The sequence below is a fragment of the Thioclava sp. ES.031 genome, assembly GCF_002563775.1.
Taxonomy (GTDB): domain Bacteria; phylum Pseudomonadota; class Alphaproteobacteria; order Rhodobacterales; family Rhodobacteraceae; genus Thioclava.
This window is the reverse complement of sequence record NZ_PDJO01000001.1, coordinates 3,402,367-3,425,287: the sequence shown is the minus strand read 5'-3', so window position 1 is coordinate 3,425,287 and position 22,921 is coordinate 3,402,367. Positions and strand designations below refer to the sequence as shown.

20 protein-coding genes and 1 tRNA gene are annotated in these 22,921 nt (G+C 65.2%); 17 read left to right on the top strand and 4 right to left on the bottom strand.

The window, feature by feature from the left end; all coding sequences use genetic code 11:
- Positions 1–161 precede the first annotated feature (161 nt).
- Complete coding sequence (locus AXZ77_RS16220; RefSeq protein ID WP_098411951.1) at positions 162–2,129, top strand: heme lyase CcmF/NrfE family subunit; 1,968 nt, start codon at positions 162–164, stop codon at positions 2,127–2,129.
- Between the two features lie 3 nt (positions 2,130–2,132).
- Positions 2,133–2,609, top strand: a complete 477-nt coding sequence (locus AXZ77_RS16215) for a cytochrome c-type biogenesis protein (RefSeq protein WP_078604793.1) — start codon at positions 2,133–2,135, stop codon at positions 2,607–2,609.
- A gap of 329 nt (positions 2,610–2,938) precedes the next feature.
- On the opposite strand, the gene AXZ77_RS16210 is transcribed toward AXZ77_RS16215, so the two are convergent.
- On the bottom strand, positions 2,939–4,393 hold the full coding sequence (locus AXZ77_RS16210; RefSeq protein ID WP_098411950.1) for an NAD-dependent succinate-semialdehyde dehydrogenase: 1,455 nt from the start codon (positions 4,391–4,393) through the stop codon (positions 2,939–2,941).
- A gap of 1 nt (position 4,394) precedes the next feature.
- Positions 4,395–5,669: a 4-aminobutyrate--2-oxoglutarate transaminase gene (locus AXZ77_RS16205; RefSeq protein ID WP_098411949.1), complete on the bottom strand. Its 1,275-nt coding sequence runs from the start codon at positions 5,667–5,669 to the stop codon at positions 4,395–4,397.
- Positions 5,670–5,827: 158 nt separating this feature from the next.
- Here AXZ77_RS16205 and AXZ77_RS16200 point away from each other — a divergent pair, with 158 nt between their 5' ends.
- On the top strand, positions 5,828–6,412 hold the full coding sequence (locus tag AXZ77_RS16200; RefSeq protein ID WP_078569857.1) for a cupin domain-containing protein: 585 nt from the start codon (positions 5,828–5,830) through the stop codon (positions 6,410–6,412).
- 9 nt (positions 6,413–6,421) lie between these two features.
- Here the strand turns inward: AXZ77_RS16200 and AXZ77_RS16195 are convergent, their stop codons facing one another.
- Positions 6,422–7,378 carry a LysR family transcriptional regulator gene (locus AXZ77_RS16195; protein WP_098411948.1) on the bottom strand — a complete coding sequence of 319 codons (957 nt, stop codon included), beginning with the start codon at positions 7,376–7,378 and terminating at the stop codon, positions 6,422–6,424.
- Between the two features lie 156 nt (positions 7,379–7,534).
- Between AXZ77_RS16195 and AXZ77_RS16190 the strand changes: the two genes are divergently transcribed.
- The 14 genes from AXZ77_RS16190 (at position 7,535) to AXZ77_RS16125 (ending at position 21,651) form a co-directional block, all read left to right on the top strand.
- A complete protein-coding gene (locus tag AXZ77_RS16190) occupies positions 7,535–8,323 on the top strand; it encodes a transporter substrate-binding domain-containing protein (protein ID WP_098411947.1) in 789 nt (262 codons plus the stop codon).
- A gap of 129 nt (positions 8,324–8,452) precedes the next feature.
- On the top strand, positions 8,453–9,100 hold the full coding sequence (locus AXZ77_RS16185; RefSeq protein ID WP_098411946.1) for an amino acid ABC transporter permease: 648 nt from the start codon (positions 8,453–8,455) through the stop codon (positions 9,098–9,100).
- A 47-nt stretch (positions 9,101–9,147) separates the two neighbouring features.
- Entirely contained in the window at positions 9,148–9,804 is a 657-nt protein-coding gene (locus AXZ77_RS16180) for an amino acid ABC transporter permease (RefSeq protein ID WP_098411945.1), read from the top strand.
- 16 nt (positions 9,805–9,820) lie between these two features.
- Positions 9,821–10,591 (top strand): amino acid ABC transporter ATP-binding protein, encoded by a 771-nt coding sequence (locus tag AXZ77_RS16175; protein WP_098411944.1) that lies wholly within the window; start codon positions 9,821–9,823, stop codon positions 10,589–10,591.
- The gene (locus AXZ77_RS16170) at positions 10,588–11,946 is read left to right on the top strand and encodes an aspartate aminotransferase family protein (RefSeq protein ID WP_098411943.1); all 1,359 of its coding nucleotides are present in this window, start codon (positions 10,588–10,590) and stop codon (positions 11,944–11,946) included. Before AXZ77_RS16175 ends, AXZ77_RS16170 begins: the two co-directional genes overlap by 4 nt.
- Positions 11,943–12,635, top strand: a complete 693-nt coding sequence (locus AXZ77_RS16165; RefSeq protein ID WP_078542167.1) for a CoA transferase subunit A — start codon at positions 11,943–11,945, stop codon at positions 12,633–12,635. The genes AXZ77_RS16170 and AXZ77_RS16165 overlap by 4 nt, the downstream gene beginning before the upstream one ends.
- Positions 12,622–13,275, top strand: a complete 654-nt coding sequence (locus tag AXZ77_RS16160) for a 3-oxoacid CoA-transferase subunit B (protein WP_218000494.1) — start codon at positions 12,622–12,624, stop codon at positions 13,273–13,275. The genes AXZ77_RS16165 and AXZ77_RS16160 overlap by 14 nt, the downstream gene beginning before the upstream one ends.
- A gap of 8 nt (positions 13,276–13,283) precedes the next feature.
- Positions 13,284–14,576: an ArgE/DapE family deacylase gene (locus tag AXZ77_RS16155; RefSeq protein WP_098411941.1), complete on the top strand. Its 1,293-nt coding sequence runs from the start codon at positions 13,284–13,286 to the stop codon at positions 14,574–14,576.
- 8 nt (positions 14,577–14,584) lie between these two features.
- Positions 14,585–15,760: an acetyl-CoA C-acyltransferase gene (locus tag AXZ77_RS16150; RefSeq protein WP_098411940.1), complete on the top strand. Its 1,176-nt coding sequence runs from the start codon at positions 14,585–14,587 to the stop codon at positions 15,758–15,760.
- Between the two features lie 102 nt (positions 15,761–15,862).
- Positions 15,863–16,639, top strand: coding sequence for an enoyl-CoA hydratase-related protein (locus AXZ77_RS16145; protein WP_098411939.1), 777 nt, complete (start codon positions 15,863–15,865; stop codon positions 16,637–16,639).
- A gap of 51 nt (positions 16,640–16,690) precedes the next feature.
- Positions 16,691–16,772, top strand: a tRNA-Leu gene (locus AXZ77_RS16140).
- A 127-nt stretch (positions 16,773–16,899) separates the two neighbouring features.
- Positions 16,900–18,681: an ABC transporter transmembrane domain-containing protein gene (locus AXZ77_RS16135; protein WP_098411938.1), complete on the top strand. Its 1,782-nt coding sequence runs from the start codon at positions 16,900–16,902 to the stop codon at positions 18,679–18,681.
- A gap of 170 nt (positions 18,682–18,851) precedes the next feature.
- Positions 18,852–20,741, top strand: a complete 1,890-nt coding sequence (locus AXZ77_RS16130; RefSeq protein WP_098411937.1) for an acyl-CoA synthetase — start codon at positions 18,852–18,854, stop codon at positions 20,739–20,741.
- A 193-nt stretch (positions 20,742–20,934) separates the two neighbouring features.
- Positions 20,935–21,651: a PEP-CTERM sorting domain-containing protein gene (locus AXZ77_RS16125; RefSeq protein WP_141536296.1), complete on the top strand. Its 717-nt coding sequence runs from the start codon at positions 20,935–20,937 to the stop codon at positions 21,649–21,651.
- Between the two features lie 370 nt (positions 21,652–22,021).
- On the opposite strand, the gene AXZ77_RS16120 is transcribed toward AXZ77_RS16125, so the two are convergent.
- Positions 22,022–22,831: a division plane positioning ATPase MipZ gene (locus AXZ77_RS16120; RefSeq protein WP_078522580.1), complete on the bottom strand. Its 810-nt coding sequence runs from the start codon at positions 22,829–22,831 to the stop codon at positions 22,022–22,024.
- Positions 22,832–22,921 lie beyond the last annotated feature (90 nt).

Below are 22,921 nucleotides of genomic sequence, written 5' to 3'. Positions count from 1 at the left end.
CATCCCTTCTGGTCTCACGGGCCTTGCTTAGACCTTGAGAATGGGCTGTGCCATTCACGCCCCCGTGAGTGACTGTCGGAAAGTTGCGACATCGGCGCGCATCCTCCTTGGCCCGAAGGCCGTATATCTCTATGCTCTCGCCCCGCGACAGGAGGAGTCCCATGATCAACGAACTCGGGCATTTTGCCCTGATTCTCGCCTTTGCGGTGGCCATCGTGCAGGCCATCGTGCCCATCGTCGGCGCGCAAAAAGGCTGGCGCGGCTGGATGGCAGTGGGCGAACCCGCAGCGACAGCGCAGTTTCTGCTCATCGCGGTGAGCTTCGCGGCGCTGACCCACGCCTTCGTCGTATCGGACTTCTCGCTGAAGCTGGTTTGGGCGAATTCCCATACCGACAAGCCGATGCTCTACAAGATCACCGGCGTGTGGGGGAATCACGAAGGCTCGATGCTTCTGTGGGTGTTGATCCTGTCGCTCTTCGGGGCGGCGGCGGCTGTGTTCGGTGGCGCTTTGCCGCCGCGGCTGCGCGCCCGCGTGCTGAGCGTTCAGGCCTGGATCGGCGTGGCCTTCCTCGGCTTCATCATCTTCACCTCCAACCCGTTCCTGCGTCTCGCAGAGCCGCCGTTCAACGGCGAGGGGATGAACCCGCTCCTGCAGGACCCGGGCTTGGCTTTCCACCCGCCCTTCCTCTATCTAGGCTATGTCGGTCTCTCGATGTCGTTCTCCTTCGCGGTGGCGGCGCTGATCGAGGGCCGGGTCGATGCGACCTGGGCACGCTGGGTGCGCCCGTGGACGCTGGCGGCCTGGATCTTCCTGACCATCGGCATCGCGCTGGGCTCGTGGTGGGCCTATTACGAGCTTGGCTGGGGCGGTTTCTGGTTCTGGGACCCGGTGGAGAACGCCTCCTTCATGCCGTGGCTTCTGGCCGCCGCGCTGCTGCACTCGGCCATCGTGGTCGAGAAGCGCGAGGCGCTGAAGTCGTGGACCATCCTTCTGTCGATCATGGCCTTCGGTTTCTCGCTGATCGGCACTTTCATCGTGCGTTCGGGCGTGATCACCTCGGTGCATAGCTTCGCTTCCGACCCGCAGCGCGGCATCTTCATCCTCGGCATTCTCGCGCTCTTCGTGGGCGGGGCGCTGACGCTCTATGCGTTCCGAGCCACCTCGATGCAGGCCAAGGGCGTGTTCTCGATGCTCTCGCGGGAAACCGCGCTTGTGATCAACAACATCCTGCTGGCGGTCGCGGCGCTGGTGGTCTTCGTGGGCACGGTCTGGCCGCTGGTCGCGGAGATGTTCTTCGGCCGCAAGCTGTCTGTCGGCGCGCCGTTCTTCGATCAGGCTTTCACCCCGTTCATGGTGATCCTCGCCCTGATCCTGCCGATCGGCGCGATGATGCCGTGGAAACGTGCGCGTCTCGGTCGCGTGGTGAAGCCGCTGATCCCGGCCTTCGTGCTCGCGCTGGCTCTGGGCGGGCTCGCCTGGGCGGTCGAGAGCGGCAATTCGCTGCTCGCGCTTGTCGCGGTGTTCCTGGGCAGCTGGCTGGTCTTCGGGGCCATGACCGAGCTGTGGCAGCGTTCGGCGCGCAATTTCGGGCGCCTGACCCGTCTGCCGCGCGCCGATTGGGGCAAGGCTACGGCCCATGCGGGCCTCGGCATCACCTTCATCGGTATCGGTCTTCTGACCGCGGGCCAGATCGAGGATATCCGCGTCGCCAAGATCGGCGAGCCCTTCACCGTCGACGGCTACCAGATCACCTTGAGCGAAGTGCACAAGGAGAAAGGGCCGAACTATATCACGCAGATGGCGACGATGCTGGTCGAGAAGGACGGCAAGAAGATCGCGACGATGCATCCCGAGAAGCGCACCTACCCGGTGCAGCGGATGCCGACGACCGAGGCTGCGATCCACACCACGCCGATGCGCGACATCTACCTCGTGATCGGCGACCCGCAGGATCAGGGTGGCTACGCGGTGCGCACCTATATCAAGCCCTTCGCGGACTGGATCTGGGCGGGCGCGATCATCATGGCGTTGGGCGGGCTGCTGAGCCTGTCGGATCGCCGCTACCGTGTTGCAGCCGGGGCGCGCAAATCGCGTGCTTCCTCGGCGCAAGCGTCTCCGGCGGAGTAAACGATGCTCAGGAAAACCTTCTTTGCCTTGGCGTTGATGCTTTCGGCGCTCCTCTCGATCGGGCCTGCGCTTGCGGTGCAGCCCGACGAGATCCTGAAGGATCCGGCGCTGGAGGCGCGGGCGCGCGAAATCTCCAAGGTGCTGCGCTGCCCGGTCTGCCAGGGCGAGAATATCGACGACTCCAATGCCGAGGTGTCGCGGGATCTGCGGCTGCTGGTGCGCGAGCGCTTGCAGGCGGGCGATACCAATAGCCAGGTGATCGACTACATCACTGCCCGCTATGGCGAATATGTGCTGTTCGAGCCGGAGAAACGCGGGGCGAACCTGCTGCTGTGGTATCTCGGCCCGGGGGCTTTGATCGTCGCGCTGATCGGCGGGTTCTTCTATGTCCGCTCGCGCCGTGCCGCGTCCGAGGGGCCGGCTCAGCCCGATCTCTCCGAGGACGAGCGCAAGCGGCTGAATGAGCTGATGGGGGAGTAGGGGGCGGGGCACCGTTCTCTAGGTTCGGTCCAAGGCCATCCAACGGTCGTGCAGCGCGGCTGCGCCCGGAGCGCGGCGAAGCCGCAGGGCGCGCGCCGGCCCGTCCCGACGGGCTGGCGCATTGGACAGCTTCCGAGACGTTCGAGCGGCGACAGGGCTTGGCAGGCATAAAGCGCCTGCGTCCCGAGGTCTTGAGGCGCCACCCCACGGTCCGCCGCGCGCCCAGCTACTGTCGATGGCGCAGGCGCTCTTCAGGCCTCTGAAAATGAAAGAAGCGGCGGGAAAGCCCGCCGCTTCTTTATTTCGCCCTGATGTCTCAGGTTCAGCGCTTACTCGATCCCGCCGAGGCACATGTATTTCAGCTCGGTGAAATCCTCGATCCCGTATTTCGAGCCTTCGCGGCCGACACCGGATTGCTTGATGCCGCCGAACGGGGCTACCTCGGTCGAGATCAGGCCGGTGTTCACGCCGACGATCCCGGTCTCCATCGCTTCGGCCACACGCCAGACGCGGGCGAGGTCGTTGGCGTAGAAATAGCCCGCCAGCCCGAACTCGGTCGCGTTGGCCATCTCGATCGCCTCGGCCTCGGTCTCGAAACGGATCAGCGGAGCGAGCGGCCCGAAGGTCTCCTCGCGCGCGACCCGCATCTGCTGCGTCACGCCGGTCAGCAGCGTCGGCTCGAAGAAGGTGCGCCCGAGGTTCGAGCGATGCCCGCCCGCAGCGACCTGCGCGCCCTTTTCGGTCGCGTCCGAGATATGCGCCTCGACCTTGGCCAGCGCGTCCGCGTTGATGAGCGGCCCGGTGGTCACGCCCGGCTCGAAGCCGTTGCCCGGCTGCAGGGTCGCAAGCCGCGCGACCAGCTTCTCGGCGAAGGCGTCATAGACACCGGCCTGCACGTAGATCCGGTTCGCGCAGACGCAGGTCTGCCCGTTATTGCGGAACTTCGCGATCATCGCGCCTTCGACCGCCGCATCGAGATCGGCATCGTCGAAGACGAGGAACGGGGCGTTGCCGCCGAGTTCGAGGCTGATCTTCTTCACCGTCTCCGCCCCTTGGCGCATCAGGATCTTGCCCACGCGGGTCGAGCCCGTGAAGGTGATCTTGGCGACCTTGGGGTTGGCGCAAAGCTCTTCGCCCATGCCCGCCGCATCGACGCCGGGGATGATGTTGAAGACACCCGCCGGGATGCCCGCGCGCTCGGCCAGAACGGCCATCGCGAGGGCCGAGAGCGGCGTCAGCTCGGAGGGGCGCCCAACGAAGGTGCAGCCCGCGGCCAACGCCGGGGCCAGCTTGCGTGCGATCATCGCGTTGGGGAAGTTCCACGGCGTGATCGAGCCCACCACGCCCACGGGCTGGCGGATCACGAGGATGCGCTTATCGCGCTGGTGGCCGGGGATGACGTCGCCATAGACGCGCTTGGCCTCTTCGGCGAACCATTCGAGGAAGCTTGCGCCATAGGCGATCTCGCCCTTGGCCTCGGCCAGCGGCTTGCCCATCTCGGCGGTCAGGATCGCGGCGAGGTCGTCCTGATTTTCCATCATCAGGTCGTGGAAGCGGCGCAGGTAGCCCGCGCGCTCCTTGCCGGTGAGCGCGGCCCAGTCCGGTTTCGCGACATGGGCGGCCTCGATCGCGGCGCGCGTGGCGTCCACGTCGAGATCGGCCACCTCGGCGACGGTCTCGCCGGTCGCAGGATCCTGCACGGCGAAGCGTTTCGCGCCCTCGATCCACTCGCCGTTCACATAGGCGCGGGTCTCCAGCAGGCTCGGGTCGTTCAGCTTGAGCATATCAGCCCTCCTTCGCGGCGGTCATCGCCTCTTCGAGGATGTCGAGCGCCTTGGCCATCTGCTCGTCGGGGATGGTGATCGGCGCGAGGAAGCGGATCACGTTGCCATAGACGCCGCAGGTCAGCAGCAGCAGGCCGCGGTTGAGCGCTTCGACACGGATGCGCTGGGTGAGGGCCGCGTCGGGCTTGCCATCCGACATCAGCTCGACCGCGACCATGAAGCCGGGGCCGCGGATCTCGGCGATCTCCGGCATGTTGGCGCGGATCGCCTCCAGGCGCTGCTTGAGGCGCGAGCCGAGCTCGTTGGCGCGGGCGCAGAGGTCTTCCTCCTCGATCACGTCGAGCACCGCGTTCCCGGCTGCGATACCCAGCGGGTTGCCGCCATAGGTGCCGCCCAGACCGCCCGGGTTCGCCGCATCCATGATCTCGGCGCGACCGGTCACCGCCGCGATCGGAAGACCGCCGCCCAGACCCTTTGCCATCGTGGTGACGTCGGCCGCCACGTCGTAGGCGTCCATGGCGAACAGCGTGCCGGTGCGCGCGAAGCCGGTCTGGACCTCGTCGGCAATCATCACGATGCCATGCTCGTCGCAGAAGGCGCGCAGGCGCTTGACGAAATCATGCGGCGCCGGGTTGAAGCCGCCTTCGCCCTGCACCGGCTCGAAGATCACCGCGGCGAGGCGCGTGGGGTCGAGATCGGTTTTGAACAGGCTCTCCATCGCGGCGAAGCTGTCCTCGGTCGACACGCCATGCAGCGCGTTCGGGAAGGGGACGTGGAACACGTCGGGCATCATCGCACCGAAGCCCGCCTTGTAGGGCGCGACCTTGCCGGTGAGCGTCATCGTCATGAAGGTGCGGCCGTGGAAGCCGCCGCTGAACGCGATGACCGCGTTGCGGCCCGTGTAGGAGCGGGCGATCTTGATCGCGTTCTCGACCGACTCGGCACCGGTGGTGACGAAGATCGACTTCTTGTCGAAATCGCCCGGCACCTTTTCGTTGAGCCGCTCGGCGAGGCGCACATAGGGCTCGTAGGGCATCACCTGATGGCAGGTATGGGTGAAGGCGTCGAGCTGGGCTTTCACCGCCTCGATGACTTTCGGGTGGCGGTGGCCGGTGTTCACCACCGCGATCCCGGCGGCGAAATCGATCAGTTCGCGGCCATCGGCATCGGTGACGGTGGCGTTCTCGGCGGAGACGGCGAAGTTCTGGGTCTGCACACCCACGCCCCGGGCAAGGGCGGCGGCGCGGCGGGTCTCGAGGTCGGCATTGCTGGACATGGGCACTCCTCAGGGGCTGGAGAATCACGGAATGATGTGACGCTAGTGTTTAACGGATAACTGTGCAATGTTTAGTTTGTTAAACGCATGGTGAAAGCGCGCGTGCTGGAAATCCGCCCGGCCGCACTCTAGAACAGGCACAGGACAGGAGGCTTGCGGTGAGCGAATTCGACGTGGGCGGACGGCTTCGGGCGATCCGCGAGGACAAGGGATTGTCGCAGCGCGAGCTGGCGCAGCGGTCGGGCGTGACCAACGGGCTGGTCTCGCTGATCGAGCGTAACAAGACCTCTCCCTCGATCACCTCGCTGCGCAAGATTCTCGAAATCCTCGAGACGACGCTGGCGGAGTTCTTCGACAGCGACACGCCCGCCGAGCCAGGCAAGTTCGTCTTCCGGCATTCCGAGCTTACCGAGATCAACCCGGGCCGGATTTACCGCTCGGGTGGCGCGGCGCTCGATGCGCTTTCGCTCAAGCGGGCGGGCAAGTCGGGGCAGACCAATATTCTGCTGCTCTACGAGACCTATGAGCCCGGCGCCGATACCGGGGCGGAGGCCTATGCCCACGAGGGCGAGGAGGGCGGTTTCGTCATCGAGGGCGAGTTGCTGCTGACGGTGGGCGAGACCACCGAGCTGTTGCGCGCGGGCGATGCCTACCTGTTCGACAGCCGCCTGCCGCATCGGTTTCGCAACGTGGCCAAGGCGCGCTGCGTGGTGGTGTCGGCGGCGACCCCGCCAACCTTCTGAGACGCGCGCTCAGTAATAGGTACGCTCGGCCAGATCGCTCTCGGCCATCATCGCATCGCAGGCCGCGAGAAACGCGGCTTCCGCGCTCGACTGCTTCCGCTGCGGGTTGGTGAGCAGGTAGATATTCACCATCGGCAGCCCGTCATAGGGCGGCAACTGGCGCAGCCGACCCGACTCGACATCGCGATGCGCGACATGCAGCGGCAGCGCGCCGATCCCGACGCCGGCCACGATCATCCGGCGCAGCTCGTGCAGGTTCGACGACACCCCGCGCCAACTCGGCGCGAGCTTGGCCCGTGCGCGCAGCAGCGAGACCGGATGCAGCGGGCCGTGCTCGGTCTCGGTCTGGAACGACACCGACTCCTCGCCCTCGAGCTCGGGCAGCGTGATTTCCTCGCGCTCGAAAAGCGGATGGCGCGTGCCGCAGAACAGGCCGAAATATTCCCGGTAGAGCACCTGCGCGCGCAGGTTCTCGGGCGTCTTGTGCAGAAGGCAAATCCCCAGACTTGCCCGATTCTGCTGCACCCGGCTCACCACTTCCTCGCTCTCGGCCACCGAGATCGAGAAGGTCACCTTGGAATGTTCGGTCGCGAAATCATGCAGCACCGCGTCGTAATGATCGGAGATGACATGCGAGGTGGTGGTGATCGCGATATGGCCGCGCAGCTCCTCCGCGCCGGTCTCCAGCAGGGAGGGGATCTGCGATACCGCACCGAAGATCTGGGCGCATTCCTGATAGAGCAGGTTGCCCGCCCTAGTGACCTTGAATTCGTTGGGTTTTCGGATGATAAGCTCGTGGCCGGTGCGTTCCTCCAGCCGCTTGAGGGCAGCCGAAATCGTGGGCTGTTTGAGCCCCAGCAGATAGGCCGCGCGCGAGATGCCCCGCTGTTCCACCACCACCATGAAAGTGCGCAGCAGGTTCCAGTCGAGATGCCAGGGAAACCGTTGTTCGTAGGGCTTGACCATAATTTCAATCTATATTGAAGATTTCCATTATTTATTTGCGCAATACTCTGCGTCATGCAAGCGTTTCGTTCAACGAGGCTCCGGACGGGGCCCTCGCCGTGGCGGGACGTGCCGGTAAACAAGGCCGCCCGCAGTCATGACCAACAGGAGAGATCCATGACCAACCGCAGAACCGTTCTCAAAACCATCCTCGGGGCTGGCTCGCTCGCCGCGACCGGCATCTCGCTGCCCAGCCTCGCCGCGGCTGACGAGCTGGAGAGCCTCAAGGACAAGGGCGTGATCCGGATCGCCATGTCGGGCGCCTACCCGCCCTTCAACTTCATCAACGAAGAAAACCAGGTGGTCGGCTTCGACCCGGCGATCGGCGAAGAGATCGCCAAGCGCATGGGCCTCAAGACCGAGATCATCACCACCGCATGGGACGGGATCATCGGCGGTCTGCTGGCCAACAAATACGATGCGATCGTCGGCTCGATGTCGATCACGCCCGAGCGTGCCAAAGTCGTGGATTTCGTCGGCCCGTACTACCGGATGCGCCGCGGTATCTTCGTCGCGAAGGACAGCAAGATCACCTCGCTCGACGACCTGAAAACGGCGACCGTCGGCGTGACGCTGGGCGAGACGCACGAGCAATGGGCGCGTGATCAAGGCTACAACGTGCGGACCTACAAGGGTCTGCCCGAACTGATGTTGGAGCTCGAGAACAACCGCGTGGACGCGATCGTCAACGACGACATCCCCGTGCTGCTCGCGATCAAGAAGAAAGACTCGGGCATCAAGCAGCTCAAGGTCGATCTCGGCGGCACCGCCGATCAGGCCGGCATCGCGATCCGTCAGGGCAATCCCGAACTGCACAAGGCGATGCAGGACGCGCTCGACGCCATGATGGCGGACGGCACCTACGAGAAGATCGCGATGAAGTGGATCGGCTCGGACATCCGCTGATCCGACCCGCACATTCGCTGCACTCAGGCACGCGCGCCCAGTGACGACGCGCCCCCGCCGCACCTCCCCGCGGCGTGAGGGGCCTCGGCGCGCGTGCCATTTCCGGACCATCGAAGGAAGGGCCCATCTATGGATGTCGCACTGATCCTCAAGATCTACCCGTATTTCCTGCAGGCCGCCTGGGTCACCATCGAGCTTTCGGTGCTGACCACGATCCTCGGGTTGATCTGCGGGGCGCTGGGGGCCTCGGCACGCCTCTCGCGTTTCTCCGTCCTGCGCTTCATCGGGGCGGCCTATGTCAGCTTCTTTCGTGGCACGCCCGCGCTGATCCAGCTGTTCCTGCTCTATTTCGGCGGCCCGCAGATCGGCATCCAGCTCGATGCCTTCCAGGCCGGTGTGATCGGGCTGGGCGTCAATATCGGGGCCTACATGACCGAGACGATGCGCGGGGCTATCATCGCGGTCGACCGGGGCCAGACCGAGGCGGCGCGCACGCTGGGCCTGTCGAAGGCGCAGGCCTTCCGCAAGGTGACGCTGCCGCAGGCGCTGCGCCTGATGATCCGTCCGCTTGGCGTCAACATCAACGCGCAGATCAAGGGCACGGCGCTCGTCTCCGCGATCTCGGTGGTGGAGCTGACCTACACCGCGCAGCGCTACATCGGTTCGACCTACAAGCCGTTCGAGATGTTCCTGCTCGCAGGGGTGCTTTACCTCGTCATCATCACCGCGGTGGGCAAGGGCGTCTCGTTCCTCGACCGCAAGGTGCGCATCCAATGATCCGCGCATCCGCCCCCCTTTCCCGCCCGCATGAGAAGGAGTGAGCCATGGGTCTCGATTTCTCCGTCATCCCGCCTTTCTACGGCACGCTCGCGCTGGGTGTCCTGTGGACCATCGCCATCACCGCCGCGTCGGCTCTGCTGAGCTTCTTCGGGGGTATCCTGCTCGCGGTGATCGCGCTCTACGCGCCTGCCATCATTCGCCTGCCGGTGCGCTTCATCGCCTGGCTCTTCATGGGCACGCCGCTGCTGCTGCAACTCTTCCTGATCTATTTCGGGCTGGTGCAGATCGGCATCGACCTTCCGGCCTTCGTGGCAGGTGTGATCGGCCTTGGCTTCCACTTCGCCGTCTATAACTCCGAGCTGATCCAGACCGCGATGCTCGCGGTGGACAAAGGTCAGATGGAGGCCGCACGGACGCTGGGCCTGTCGCGCAAGCAGGCGCTCATCAAGGTGGTCGTGCCGCAAGCGGTGCGCGACGTGCTGCCGCCCATCGGCAACAACATGATCGCGCTTCTCAAGGACTCGGCGCTGGTCTCGGTGATCGGGGTGTCGGAACTGACGCTCTCGGCGCAGCGCGCCATCGGCCAGACCTACCGCGCCTTCGAGTTCTACGCGGCCGCTGCCGTCCTCTACTACATCATCAATCTCGGCATGGAGGCGGTGATCCGCTGGTTCGAGAACCGCAACCGCCTCTATCGCTGATCCGGGAGATATCGACATGACAGAGACAAAATCCTTCGTCGAAATCCGTCACGCCCAGAAATCCTACGGCACGCTGGAAGTGCTCAAGGACATCTCGCTCAACGTGGAACGCGGCCAGATCGTCGCCATCATCGGCCCCTCGGGCTCGGGGAAATCCACGCTGCTGCGCGCGATCAACGATCTCGATCCGCTCACCGGTGGCGAGGTCTGGCTCGACGGGGTGCAGGTCAACAAGAACCTGCCGCACAATCAATATGAGAAGCACATCAACGCGATGCGTCAGGAAATCGGGATGGTGTTCCAGCACTTCAATCTCTTCCCGCATCTGAGCGTTCGGGACAACGTCACGATGGCGCCGAAGCTGCTCAAGAAGATCTCCGACAAGGAGGCCGACAAGCTTGCCGAAGAGCAGCTCGATCACGTCGGCATGCTGGAGCGGATCGACTATTACCCGGCGCAGCTTTCGGGCGGTCAGAAGCAGCGTGTGGCGATCGCCCGTGCGCTCGCGATGAAGCCGAAGCTGATGCTGTTCGACGAAGCCACCTCGGCGCTCGATCCCGAGCTGGTGGAAGAGGTGAACCTGGTCATGAAGAAGCTCGCGCAAGAGCACATGACCATGATCATCGTCACCCACGAGATGGATTTCGCCGCCTCGGTCTGCGATCGCGTGCTGTTCATGGACAAGGGCGTCGTGGTCGAAGAGGGCCCGCCCGAGCAGGTCTTCAAGAACCCGACCCAGGAACGGACCCGGAATTTCCTGCGCAAACATCTCGAAGGTGCAAAATGACGACTGAAAAGTCTCACCTGTTCTACCAGTCGCGCCAGCCGCGGCCTTTCCTCGAACGCTCCGAGGGAATCTACCACTACGACGAGAACGGGAAACGCTACATCGACGGTTCCTCGGGGGCGATGGTCTCCAATATCGGCCATTCCAATCCGCGCGTGCTGGAGAAGATGAAGGCGCAGATGGACCGTTCGACCTTCGGCTACCGGCTGCATTTCCGCACGCACCCGTCCGAGGATCTCGCCGCACGGGTCGCCGCGCGGATGCCCGAAGGGCTCGACAAGGTGTTCTTCGTCTCCGGCGGCTCCGAGGCCGTCGAGACCGCGATCAAGCTCGCACGGCAATATGCGGTCACGCAGGGTGAGGAGAGCCGCTACAAGGTGATCTCGCGGCTGCCCTCCTATCACGGCGCGACGATGGGCGCGCTGGGCGTCACCGGCAGCCCGCTCTTCACCGGGAAATTCGCGCCGATGTTCACGGAGATGCCGAAAGTTCCGGCGCCGACCTGCTACCTCGACCGCGACAACCTCACCGAGGAAGAGCGCGGCATCAAATATGCCGAGATGCTGCGCGAGAAGATCGAGGCGGAGGGCCCCGAGACGGTGCTCGCCTTCCTGATGGAGCCGGTGGGCGGGGCCTCGACCGGCGCGCTCGTGGCGCCTGACAGCTACTATACCCGCGTGGCCGAGATCTGCCGCGAATACGGCATCCTGCTGATCTACGATGAGGTGATGACCGGGGCCGGGCGCACCGGCAAGTTCCTCGCGGCCGAGCATTGGGGGATCACCCCCGACATCGTCGCGCTCTCGAAAGGGTTCGGGGCGGGCTACGCGCCGCTGGGCGCGGTGGTCGCGCGCAACGACATGGTCGAGGCGCTGCTCGACGCGGGCGGCTTCCTGCACGGCTTCACCTATGCGGGCAACCCGCTGGCCTGCGCGGCCGGTCTCGCGGTGCTCGACGAGATGGAAGAACAGGACCTGATCGGCAATGCCGCGCGGATGGGCGATGTTCTCAAGGCTCGGCTGACCGGTCTGATGGACCGCTATCCCTTCATCGGCGATGTGCGCGGCAAGGGCTTGCTGCTGGCCTTCGAGCTGGTCTCGGACCGCGACACGATGGAGGTCCTGCCGAAAGAGTGGAACGCCCATACCGAGCTGGTCGAACTGGCCTATGAGCGCGGCCTCATCATCTATTCGCGTCGCACGCGGGGCGGCTACGAGGGCGACCATTTCCTCGTCTGCCCGCCGCTGATCGTGACCGAGGCGCAGATCGACGAGATCATGGCGATCCTCATCGACGCGCTCGATGCCTTCGCCGCCAATCACGACCTGCCGGTGGTCGAGGAGGTCAGCGCATGAAGCTGCCCGACAAATCCATCGCGATGGAAGAGGTGGTCGCGCAGATCCCCGATGGCGCCACGGTGCTGGTGGGCGGCTTCGGCGTGCCCGGCACCCCCTTCGCGCTGCTGCGCGAGCTGGCCCGTCAGGGGCAGCGCGACCTCGTTCTGGTCAAGAACGACGCCAACGAGGCGGGCATGGGCATCGACCACCTGATCGCAGGCGGTCAGGTGCGCAAGCTGATCGTCACCCATCTCGGCCTCAACGCCAACGCCATCGCGGCGATGAACGAGGGCCGTATGGAGGTTGAGTTCTGCGCGCAGGGCATCCTCGCCGAACGTATCCGTGCCGGTGGCGCGGGGCTTGGCGCGATCCTGACCGATATCGGCATCGACACCGAATTGGCGCAGGGCAAGCAGGTGGTCGAGATGAATGGCCGCCCGATGCTGGTCGAACCGGCTCTGCGTGGCGATGTGGCGCTGGTCCATGCCGCGCGCGCCGATTGCTTCGGCAACCTCGCCTATGCCGCCACCGCGCGCAATTTCAACCCGCTCATGGCGATGGCCGCGACCCGCGTGATCGCCGAGACCGAAGAGCTTCTGCCGCTGGGCGGGATCGACCCGGACGCGGCCGAGAGCCCCGGCGCTTTCATCGACCACGTCGTGAAACTCGACGAGATTTCCGAGGAGTATGGCATTGTCAGACGCTAGATCCCGCATGGTGGCCCGTGCCGCGCGCGAAATCGCGCCCGGCATGGTCGTGAACCTGGGCATCGGCCTGCCCACCAAGGTGGTCAACCATCTGCCCGCCGACTTCCCCGTCTGCCTGCATTCGGAAAACGGGCTGACCGGGATCGGGCCGACGCTGCCGCTCGAGCGCGCCGACCGCAACCTGATCGACGCGGGCGGGGCCTATGTCTCGACGATCCCCGGCTCGGCCTTTTTCGACAGCGCGGTGAGCTTCGCGCTGGTGCGCTCCGGGCGGCTCGACCTGACGCTGCTGGGCGCCTTCGAGGTCGCGCAGAACGGCGATCTGGCGAACTGGAAGATCCCGGGCAAGTTCTCCCCCGGCGCGGGCGGCGCGATCGAACTGGCGCAGAAGGCGCGCCGGGTCGTCGTGATGACCACCCATTGCGACCGCAAGGGCAATCCGAAGCTGCTCAAGACCTGCTCGCTGCCGCTGACCGCGAAGGCGCGGGTGGCGCGGATCTATACCGACATGGCGGTCGTGGACGTGACCGCGCAGGGCTTCGCGCTGGTCGAACTGGCCGAGGGCATCTCCGAGACGGAGATCCGCGAGGCGACCGGCGCCCCCCTTGCACTGCCGCAAGGCGACATTCCCAGATTCTGAGGCACCACATGGATACCGAGCTGAAAACCCGCATCCTCTCGGCGGTCGACGCCGCATTCGACGACGAGACCGCGTTTCTCTCCGAGCTGACCTCGCACCCGTCCACCCGTGGGCAGGAGCAGAGCGCGCAGGACTTCATGGCCGCCGCCCTCGATGAGCGCGGCTACGAGGTGGACCGCTGGCAGATCGACGTCGACAAGATTCGCGACATGCCCGGTTTCTCGCCGGTGATCGGCGATTACGAGGACGCGGTGAATGTGGTGGGCACCCATCGCAGCCAATCGCAAAAGGGCCGCTCGCTCATCCTCAACGGTCATATCGACGTGGTGCCCGCGGGCCCTCTGGATATGTGGGACGCGCCGCCGTTCGAGCCGCATGTCGCCGATGGCTGGCTTTACGGGCGCGGTGCGGGCGACATGAAGGCGGGGCTGGTGTCGAACCTCTTCGCGCTCGATGCGCTGCGCAAGGCAGGCTTCGCCCCCGGTGCGGACGTGTTCTTCCAATCCGTCGTGGAAGAGGAATGCACCGGCAACGGCGCGCTGGCCTGCCTTGAACGCGGCTACCGCGCCGACGCCGCGCTGATCCCCGAACCGTTCGAGGAAAAGCTGGTCGGCGCGCAACTCGGCGTGGTCTGGGCGCAGGTGCACCTGAAAGGCCTGCCCACGCATGTGGCCTATGCTGGCACTGGCGCCAATGCGATCGAGGCCGCGATCCCGCTGATCGAGGCGCTGCACGGGCTGGAAGAACGCTGGAACGAACCGGGCTGCCGGCATTCCGACTTCGGTCACGTGCATCACCCGATCAACCTCAATATCGGGAAGATCCAGGGCGGCGACTGGGCGTCCTCCGTCCCGGCCTGGTGCATCTTCGACATGCGCATCGCGATCTATCCGGGTCAGGATATCGCCGCCGCGCGCGCCGAGATCACCGAGACCATCATGGATGCCGCGCGCTCCAACGCTTTCCTGAAGAACTCGCTGCCCGAGATCGTCTGGCACGGGTTCATGGCCGAGGGCTACGCGCTTTCCGACGACCACTCCGCCACCGCGAAGGCCGCGATCGGTGCCCTCGAAGGGGCGCATCGCAGCGTCAACGAGAGCGATCTCGACCGCGTGGCGATCACCGCGACCACCGATGCCCGCTTCTTCGGGCTCTATGCCGACACGCCCGCGCTGGTCTACGGGCCGCGCGCCGAGGCGATCCACGGCTTCAACGAGCGCGTCGAGCTGGAAAGCATCCGTCGCATCACCCAGAGCACCGCCCTGTTCATCGCGGACTGGTGCGGGCTCGAAACCATCTGAGGATTCTCATGCGCGACGCTGTCATCGTCTCCACCGCCCGCACGCCTATCGGCAAGGCTTATCGCGGGGCGTTCAACAATCTCGAAGGTCCGGCGCTGGCCGCCCATGCCGTGCGCGCGGCCGTCTCCCGTGCCGGACTTGAGGGCGGCGAGATCGCCGATGCGATCTTCGGCTCCGCCCTCACGCAGGGCTCCACCGGCGTCAACGTCGCGCGTCATATCGCGCAGGCTTCGGGCCTGCCCGACTCCGTGGCGGGTGCCACGCTGGACCGGCAATGCGCCTCGGGCCTCAACGCCATCGCGGCGGCGGCCCATGGCGTGATGACGGGCGAGATGGACGTGGCGCTTGCGGGCGGGCTCGACTCGATCTCACTGGTGCAGAACGAGCATTGGAACGGCTATCGCTATCGCAGCCCCGGTGTGCCCGACGCCTATTACATGTCGATGATCGAGACTGCGGAGGTCGTAGCCGAGCGCTATGGCGTGACCCGCGAGGCGCAGGACATCTACGCGCTGCAAAGTCAGGCCCGCACCGTCGCCGCGCAGGAGGCGGGCCGCTTCGACGCCGAGATCGTTCCGGTCGAGGCGGTGAAACTGGTGAAGGACAAGGCCACGGGCGAGGTCTCGGAGCAGTCGGTGCGGCTCGAGCGCGACGAGTGCAACCGTCCGCAGACCACGCTGGAGGGGCTTCAAGGGCTCAAGCCGGTGCTGGGCCCCGACAAATGCGTGACCGCAGGCAATGCGAGCCAGCTCTCCGACGGCGCGTCCGCCTGCGTGGTGATGTCCGCCGAGGAAGCCGCGCGGCGTGGGCTGGAGCCGCTGGGCGCGTTCCGGGGCATGGCGGTTGCGGGCTGTGCGCCTGACGAGATGGGCATCGGCCCGGTCTTCGCGATCCCGCGCCTGCTGGAGCGCGCGGGGCTCTCCATCGACGATATCGATCTGTGGGAGATCAACGAGGCCTTCGCCTCGCAACTTCTCTATTGCCGCGACCGGTTGGGCATTCCCGACGACAAGCTCAACGTCAATGGCGGCGCGATCTCGATCGGCCACCCCTATGGCATGTCGGGTGCGCGCATGGCGGGCCATATCCTGCTGGAAGGCAAGCGCCGCGGCGCGCGCTACGGTGTCGTGTCGATGTGCATCGGCGGCGGGCAGGGGGCTGCGGGCCTGTTCGAGATCTTCTGAAGAAAACGAGGCGGGCGTCCTTCGTGACGCCCCGTTCCGCTTTCCCTTCGCGTGACCCGCGTTATCGTGGGCGCGCGACAAAGAGGGAGGCGCGTTTTCCAGATGGTGTTCAAGGTTATCCGGTACGAGGTCGAAGAGCAGGTCGCGGTGATCACGCTCAACCGACCCGATGTGATGAACGCGCTCAACGCGCAGATGCGCGCGGAAATCCTCGAGGCGGTGAAACGCGCCGAGGATGAGGCACGGGTGATCGTGCTGACCGGTGCGGGGCGGGCCTTCTGCTCGGGGCAGGATCTGGGCGACGGGGTCGCGGCGGCCGGGCTCGATCTGGAGCGCGTGCTGCGCGATGAATACGAGCCGATGCTCAAGGCGATCTACGAGAGCCCGCTGCCGGTGGTCTCCGCGGTGAACGGACCTGCGGCAGGGGCGGGGGCGAACCTCGCGCTGGCCGCCGACGTGGTCATCGCCTCGGAAGCGGCGAGCTTCATTCAGGCCTTCACGCGGATCGGGCTGATGCCGGATGCGGGCGGCACCTATTGGCTGCCGCGTCAGGTGGGCTTTGCCCGCGCGATGGGCATGGCGCTGTTCGCCGACAAGGTCTCGGCGCGGCAGGCGGCTGGCTGGGGCATGATCTGGGAAGCGATTGCCGAGGTCGATTTCGACCATCACTGGCGCGCCCGTGCGGCGCATCTGGCCAATGGCCCGACGGCGGCCTATCGCGCGGTGAAGCGGTCGCTGCGTGAGGGCTACAGCAATGATCTGTCGACCCAGCTGGAACTGGAAGCGGAGCTGCAGGGCAGCCTCGGCCAGAGCCATGATTTCCGCGAAGGCGTGACCGCGTTCCTCGAGAAGCGCGCGCCGAAATTCGAGGGGCGCTGAGCGCCTCGCGGCCTTGCCAAGTCGCCGCGCCCGCGCTAGCCAGAGCGCGCTGCGGGCGTGGCGAAATGGTAGACGCAGGGGACTTAAAATCCCTTGGGCATTGCCCGTGCCGGTTCGAGTCCGGCCGCCCGTAGCCTTTTCGGCGAAAATGTGAGCTATCGTGAGGCTGTCCGGGCATGGGCGTGCCACCGCTTTGCCAATCGAGGCTTGCCCGCTGACCTCCCGCCCCCTAAACCCTTGAACCAAGCAAGGGAGAATTCATGGCTCGCAGACCGACGGGACCGGCCGATGACCGGCCGAAGACGAAGAAGATCGGCGCGCTCAAGGGGCTCGGCCCCTTCATCGCACCTTACAAGGGACTTGCCTTCGGGGCGTTGCTGGCGCTGATCGCCACCGCTTCGATCTCGCTGATCCTGCCGCTCGCGGTGCGCCGCGTGGTGGACGGGTTCCAGCAAGGCGCGGCGCTGCTCGATCAGTATTTCTTCGCCGCTCTGGTCATCGCGGGGCTGCTCGCGCTCGGGACGGGGCTGCGCTACTACCTCGTGACGCGCTTCGGCGAACGGGTCGTGGCCGATATCCGCAAGGCGGTGTTCGACCGGGTGATCTCGATGAGCCCGGCCTTCTTCGAACGGATCCTGACCGGCGAGATCATCTCGCGCATCACGACCGACACGACGCTGATCCTGTCGGTGATCGGCTCCTCGGTCTCGGTGGCGCTGCGCAACGTGTTGATCCTGATCGGCGGCCTGATCATGCTGCTCTTTACCTCGGCAAAGCTGACCGGGCTGGTGCTTTTGGTCGTGCCGGTGGTCGTGGTCCCGATCGTGGTTCTGGGCCGTCGCCTGCGGGTGCTGGGCCGCGAGAACCAGGACTGGATCGCGAATTCGTCGGGCTCGGCTTCGGAGTCGCTTCTGGCCGCGCAGACCGTGCAGGCCTTCACCCATGAGGCGATCACCCGCGAGAAATTCTCCGACGTCACCGAGAAAGCTTACCAGTCCGCAAAGAAGCGGATCGGCACGCGCGCGGTGATGACCGTGATCGTGATCTTCCTTGTCTTCGCAGGCGTCGTGGGCGTCCTGTGGATCGGCGCGCGCGACGTGCGCGGTGGCGAAATGAGCGTGGGCGAATTGGTGCAATTCGTGATCTACGCGGTGATGGTGGCGGGCTCTGTCGGCGCGCTGTCGGAAATCTGGTCCGAATTGCAGCGGGCCGCAGGCGCGACCGAGCGTCTGGTGGAGCTGCTGCAAAGCGAGGATTCGGTGAAAGACCCCGAGCATCCGGTGCCGCTGCCGCTGCCCGCAACCGGCGCGATCCGGTTCGAGGATGTGAGCTTCCATTACCCGTCGCGGCCGCAGGCCTCGGCGCTCGATCATGTCGATCTCGACATCGCGCCGGGCGAGACGGTGGCGCTGGTCGGCCCTTCGGGCGCGGGCAAGACGACCGTCGTGCAGCTGATCCAGCGGTTCTGGGACCCCGAGACCGGCAAGGTGACGATCGACGGCTACGACCTGCGCGACATGGCGCGGCACGATTTCCGTCAGGCGATCGCGCTGGTGCCGCAGGACCCGGTCGTCTTCGCAGCCTCGGCGCGCGAAAACATCCGCTTCGGCCGTCCCGATGCGAGCGACCGCGAAGTCGAAGAGGCCGCGCGCGCGGCCCATGCCTATGACTTCCTCGAAGCGTTGCCCGAAGGGTTCGACACCTATGTCGGCGAGCGCGGCGTGATGCTTTCGGGCGGTCAGAAGCAGCGTATCGCGATTGCGCGGGCGATCCTGCGCGACGCGCCGATCCTGCTGCTGGACGAGGCGACTTCGGCGCTGGACGCAGCCTCCGAACGCGAAGTGCAGGCGGCCGTCGATCAGCTGGCCAAGACCCGCACCACGGTGATCGTGGCGCACCGTCTGGCCACCGTTAAGAAGGCCGACCGGATCGTCGTCTTCGAGGACGGCAAGATCGTCGCGCAGGGCACGCATGACAGCCTCGTCTCCGAGGGCGGTCTTTATGCCGAACTCGCGAGGCTGCAATTCACCGAAGGGGCGTGACGGGGCGTTCACGCCTTTGCACCTTGAACCCGGACGCTTGTTTCCCCACGTCAGAATTTGCGTGACGTGACGTTTTGGCGGCGGCGTAACTCTTGCCGTGGCGGGCGCTTTTGCCGCATCCTGCGCATGGCCCGTCAGTGGAGGAACGCGGCGGCCCCGGGAGGAGAATAATGCAGAAATTCGCGACAGTTGCCGACCGTGATGCGGTCGAGGCCGAGAAACCCTGGGAGGCGCGCAACCGCCCCGAAACGCTTTACGGCTTTCTGAGCGAGACCGCCAAGGCCCATGGCGATCGGCCGGCCCTGTCATTCCAGATCATGTCCGGCCCGACCGACAAGGCGGAGACGCTGAGCTGGTCGCAATTGCACGGCAAGGTCACGCAGGCGGCGAACCTGCTGCGCCATCTGGGCGTGGGGCCGACCGACACGGTGGCCTATCTGCTGCCGAACTCGCTCGAGACCGCGACGGTGCTTCTGGCGGGCGCGACGGCCGGGATCGTGAATCCGATCAACCCGCTTCTCGACGCCGAGCAGATCGGCGCGATCCTGCGCGAGACGAAGGCGAAGGTTCTGGTGACGCTGAAGGCGTTCCCGAAGACCGACGTGGCGCAGAAGGCGGCTGAAGCCGTGCGGCTTGCGCCCAATGTCGAGGCCGTGCTGGAGGTCGATCTCAATCGCTACCTCTCGCCGCCGAAAAGCTGGATCGTGCCCTTCATTCGCCCCAAGACCGAGGTGAAGCACAACGCGAAGGTGATGAGCTTCAACGGCGAAGCCAGCAAGATGCCCGGCGACCGGCTGATGTTCGACGATCCCAACGAGGATCGCGTCGCAGCCTATTTCCACACCGGCGGCACGACGGGGATGCCCAAGGTCGCGCAGCACAAGTATTCCGGCATGATCTATAACGGCTGGCTCGGCGGGCGGCTCTTGTTCAAGCAAGACGACGTGATGATGTGCCCGCTGCCGCTGTTCCATGTCTTCGCGGCCTATCCGATCCTGATGTCGGCCATCGCGAGTGGCGCGCATGTCATCTTCCCGACCCCTGCGGGCTATCGCGGGGAAGGGGTGTTCGACAATTTCTGGAAGCTGATCGAGCGCTGGCAGGTGACTTTCCTGATCACCGTGCCGACCGCTGTGTCCGCGATGGTGCAGCGCAAGGTCGATGCCGATATCTCCTCGCTGCGGATCGCGCTCTCGGGCTCGGCGCCGCTGCCGATCGAGCTTTACAACCGCTTCAAGGCGGCAACCGGGGTCGAGATCGCGGAAGGCTACGGCCTGACCGAGGCGACCTGTCTGGTGTCGGTCAACCCGGTGGACGGGATGAAGAAGGTGGGCTCCGTCGGGATCCCGATGCCCTATACCCATGTGCGCATTCTCAAGAAGCGCAACGGCACGTTCGACGAATGCGCGCGCGACGAGGTCGGCGAGATCTGCGTCGCCAATCCGGGTGTCTTCGAGGGCTCGACCTATACCGAACCGGACAAGAACCACGACCTGTTCGCCGAGGAGCGTTTCCTGCGTACCGGCGATCTGGGCCGTATCGACGAGGACGGCTATCTCTGGATCACGGGCCGCGCGAAGGACCTGATCATCCGCGGCGGGCACAATCTCGACCCGGCGGAGATCGAGGACGCGTTGCTGAGCCACCCGGCGGTGGCTTTCGCGGGCGCGATCGGCCAGCCTGACAGTTTCGCGGGCGAGCTGCCCTGCGCCTATGTCGAACTGGTGGCCGATGCCGAGGTCACCAACGAGGAGCTGATGGAGCATGCGCGCGCCAATATCCACGAGCGTGCCGCGGTTCCGAAACATCTCGAGGTGATGGACGAGCTGCCGAAGACGGCGGTGGGCAAGATCTTCAAGCCCGACCTGCGCAAGAAGGCGATCATTCGGGTGCTCAATGCCGAGCTGGAGACGGCGGGCATCAAGGCGCATGTCATCTCGGTCACCGAGGACAAGAAGCGCGGTCTGGTGGCGCATCTGGCGACCACGGGAGACTGCGATCAGGATGCGCTGACCCATAAGCTGGGCGAGTTTACCGTGCCGTGGGACTGGGCCCGGTAACCCATCCCCCACATTACTAGCAACAATCGCGCCGCCCTCCGGGGCGGCGTTTCGATTGTGGAGACATCATGGCGGCCCATCGTGAAATTGCCCCGGTGGAGCCCCAGTGCGTCCCGATTCCGATGGTTAATGAAAGGTATCGAAGTCGTCTCCGCATCAAGAACGGGGCGACGCCATCGAGATCGAGCGTGTCATGTTGTTACCGATTGCCAGTTTTGCGAAACGCTGTCTCGCCCTTGTGGTGGCGAGCGTCCTTTATGCCTCTGCCGCGCAGGCGGTGACGGTCGATCTGATCACCAACGGGGATTTCGAGACCGGCGACCTGTCGGGCTGGAGCACCAGCGCGAACAGCGGGGGCGAAACCTTCGAGATCGACCGGGGCAATCGCGGGCATCCGGCACTTGGCGGCGCCTACGACGTGTCCTTCGATCCGCGATATGCGGGCACGGCCTCGCTGACCCAGTATTTCGACGTGCCCGATCAGGTGCTGGCCGCGACGTTCTCGTTCACGGCGCAGATCGGTAACACGTTCTTTTCGACGAACTCGCCGCTGTTCCAGCTTTCGGTCTTCGATAGCCTGAACAATGTGATCTATGCGGCCTACTCGAACTCTTTCAATACGGTCGCGACGCCCGTCAGCCTGGACCTGTCCAGCTTGCTGCAGTCGAACCAGGGCGCGACGCTGGGGCTTCAATTCTCGTTCGAGCCTGCGAGCGGCTTCGTCGGGTTCAGCAGCGATGTGACGCTCGACGATATCGCGATGTTGGTGGAAACGCCCGCCACCGTGCCGCTGCCGGCCTCGGTCTGGATGATGCTGGCGGGGCTGGGACTTTTCGTAGCGCTTGGCTGGTCGCGCAAGACCCGTAATGGCGCGGATATCGCAAACTGCGATGGTCCTATCGCCGCGTAAGAGGCCGTGAAAGCGTCCCGACAACGCCACTGACATATCCACAGTGCGCCACGGAAGCGCCTCAATTGGCCGGAAATCTCGAAGGGTGACGCCAAAACGGCGTCGATACAAAGGAGACACGGAATGCGCTGTCTGACTGCCCTTTTTTGCCTCTTTAAGCGCCGCGAGGATCGGATCGACCTGCGGATGAAAGAACTCGGCTCGTTGCCCGCACCGTGCCGCAGACGCGTATCGCCTTTCGCTGAGATGCCGAAGCCTCAGTAAAAGCACGCGCTTTAGTCAGCCTACCGGTACCAGTAACGAAACGCCCGAGGGTCACTCCCAGCGGGCGTTTGTTTGTCTCAGGGGTCTGTCGCGCCGTGAGAGAGGCTCAGAAGTCGACCGCGACGCCGGGCAGGTCCAGCTCCTTCATCAGGTCGCGCACTTCCTGACGGGCTGCCACATTGGAGATATTGAGGCTCTCGACGCCGAGGTCCTTGAGGTCCAGAAGCGTCAGCCCGCGCGGGAACAGCTCGCGGAAGATCACCCGCTCGGAGAAGCCGGGCGAGACGCGGAAGCCGATGCGCTTCGAGAGCTGCTCCAGTGCCGCGCCCACCTTGCGCTTGTTATGCATTTGCTGAGCGCCCACGCGGTTGCGCAGCACGATCCAGTCGATCGGCTTCAGCCCCGCCTTTGCGCGCAGCTGCCGCGCCGACCAGACCATCTCGGAATAGATCGAGGGGCCGATTACCTTCGAGGTCACCGGATCGATCCGCGCCAGCAGGTCGAAATCGATGAAACTGTCATTGAGCGGCGTGACCAGCGTATCGGCCAGCGAATGCGCGACCTGAGACAGCCGCGTATGCGAGCCGGGGCAGTCGATCAGGATGAAGTCGCAGGACGGCTCCATCTCGGCCACGGCGGTCGACAGCCGGTGGTCATAGGGGTTCTCGCCCGGACCCAGCGTCGAGGCGTCCACCTCGGGCAGTTCGCGATAATCGGGGCAGGGCAGGTCGAGCCCCTCGCGATCCATATAGGCCAGCCGGTTCTCGACATAGCGCCCGAAACTGCGCTGCCGCAGATCGAGATCGAGCGCCCCCACCTTCCATCCCATCCGCGCCAAGGCGGTCGCCACATGCATCGAGGTGGTGGACTTCCCCGACCCACCCTTTTCGTTGCCCATCACGATGATATGCGCCAAGTCCCATCCCCGCTTTGTCTTGTGTCTTGTCCCTTACCAGACACTATAGATGGCAATGGGGAACTGGGGAAGGTGGCGCGCAAGGGGCGA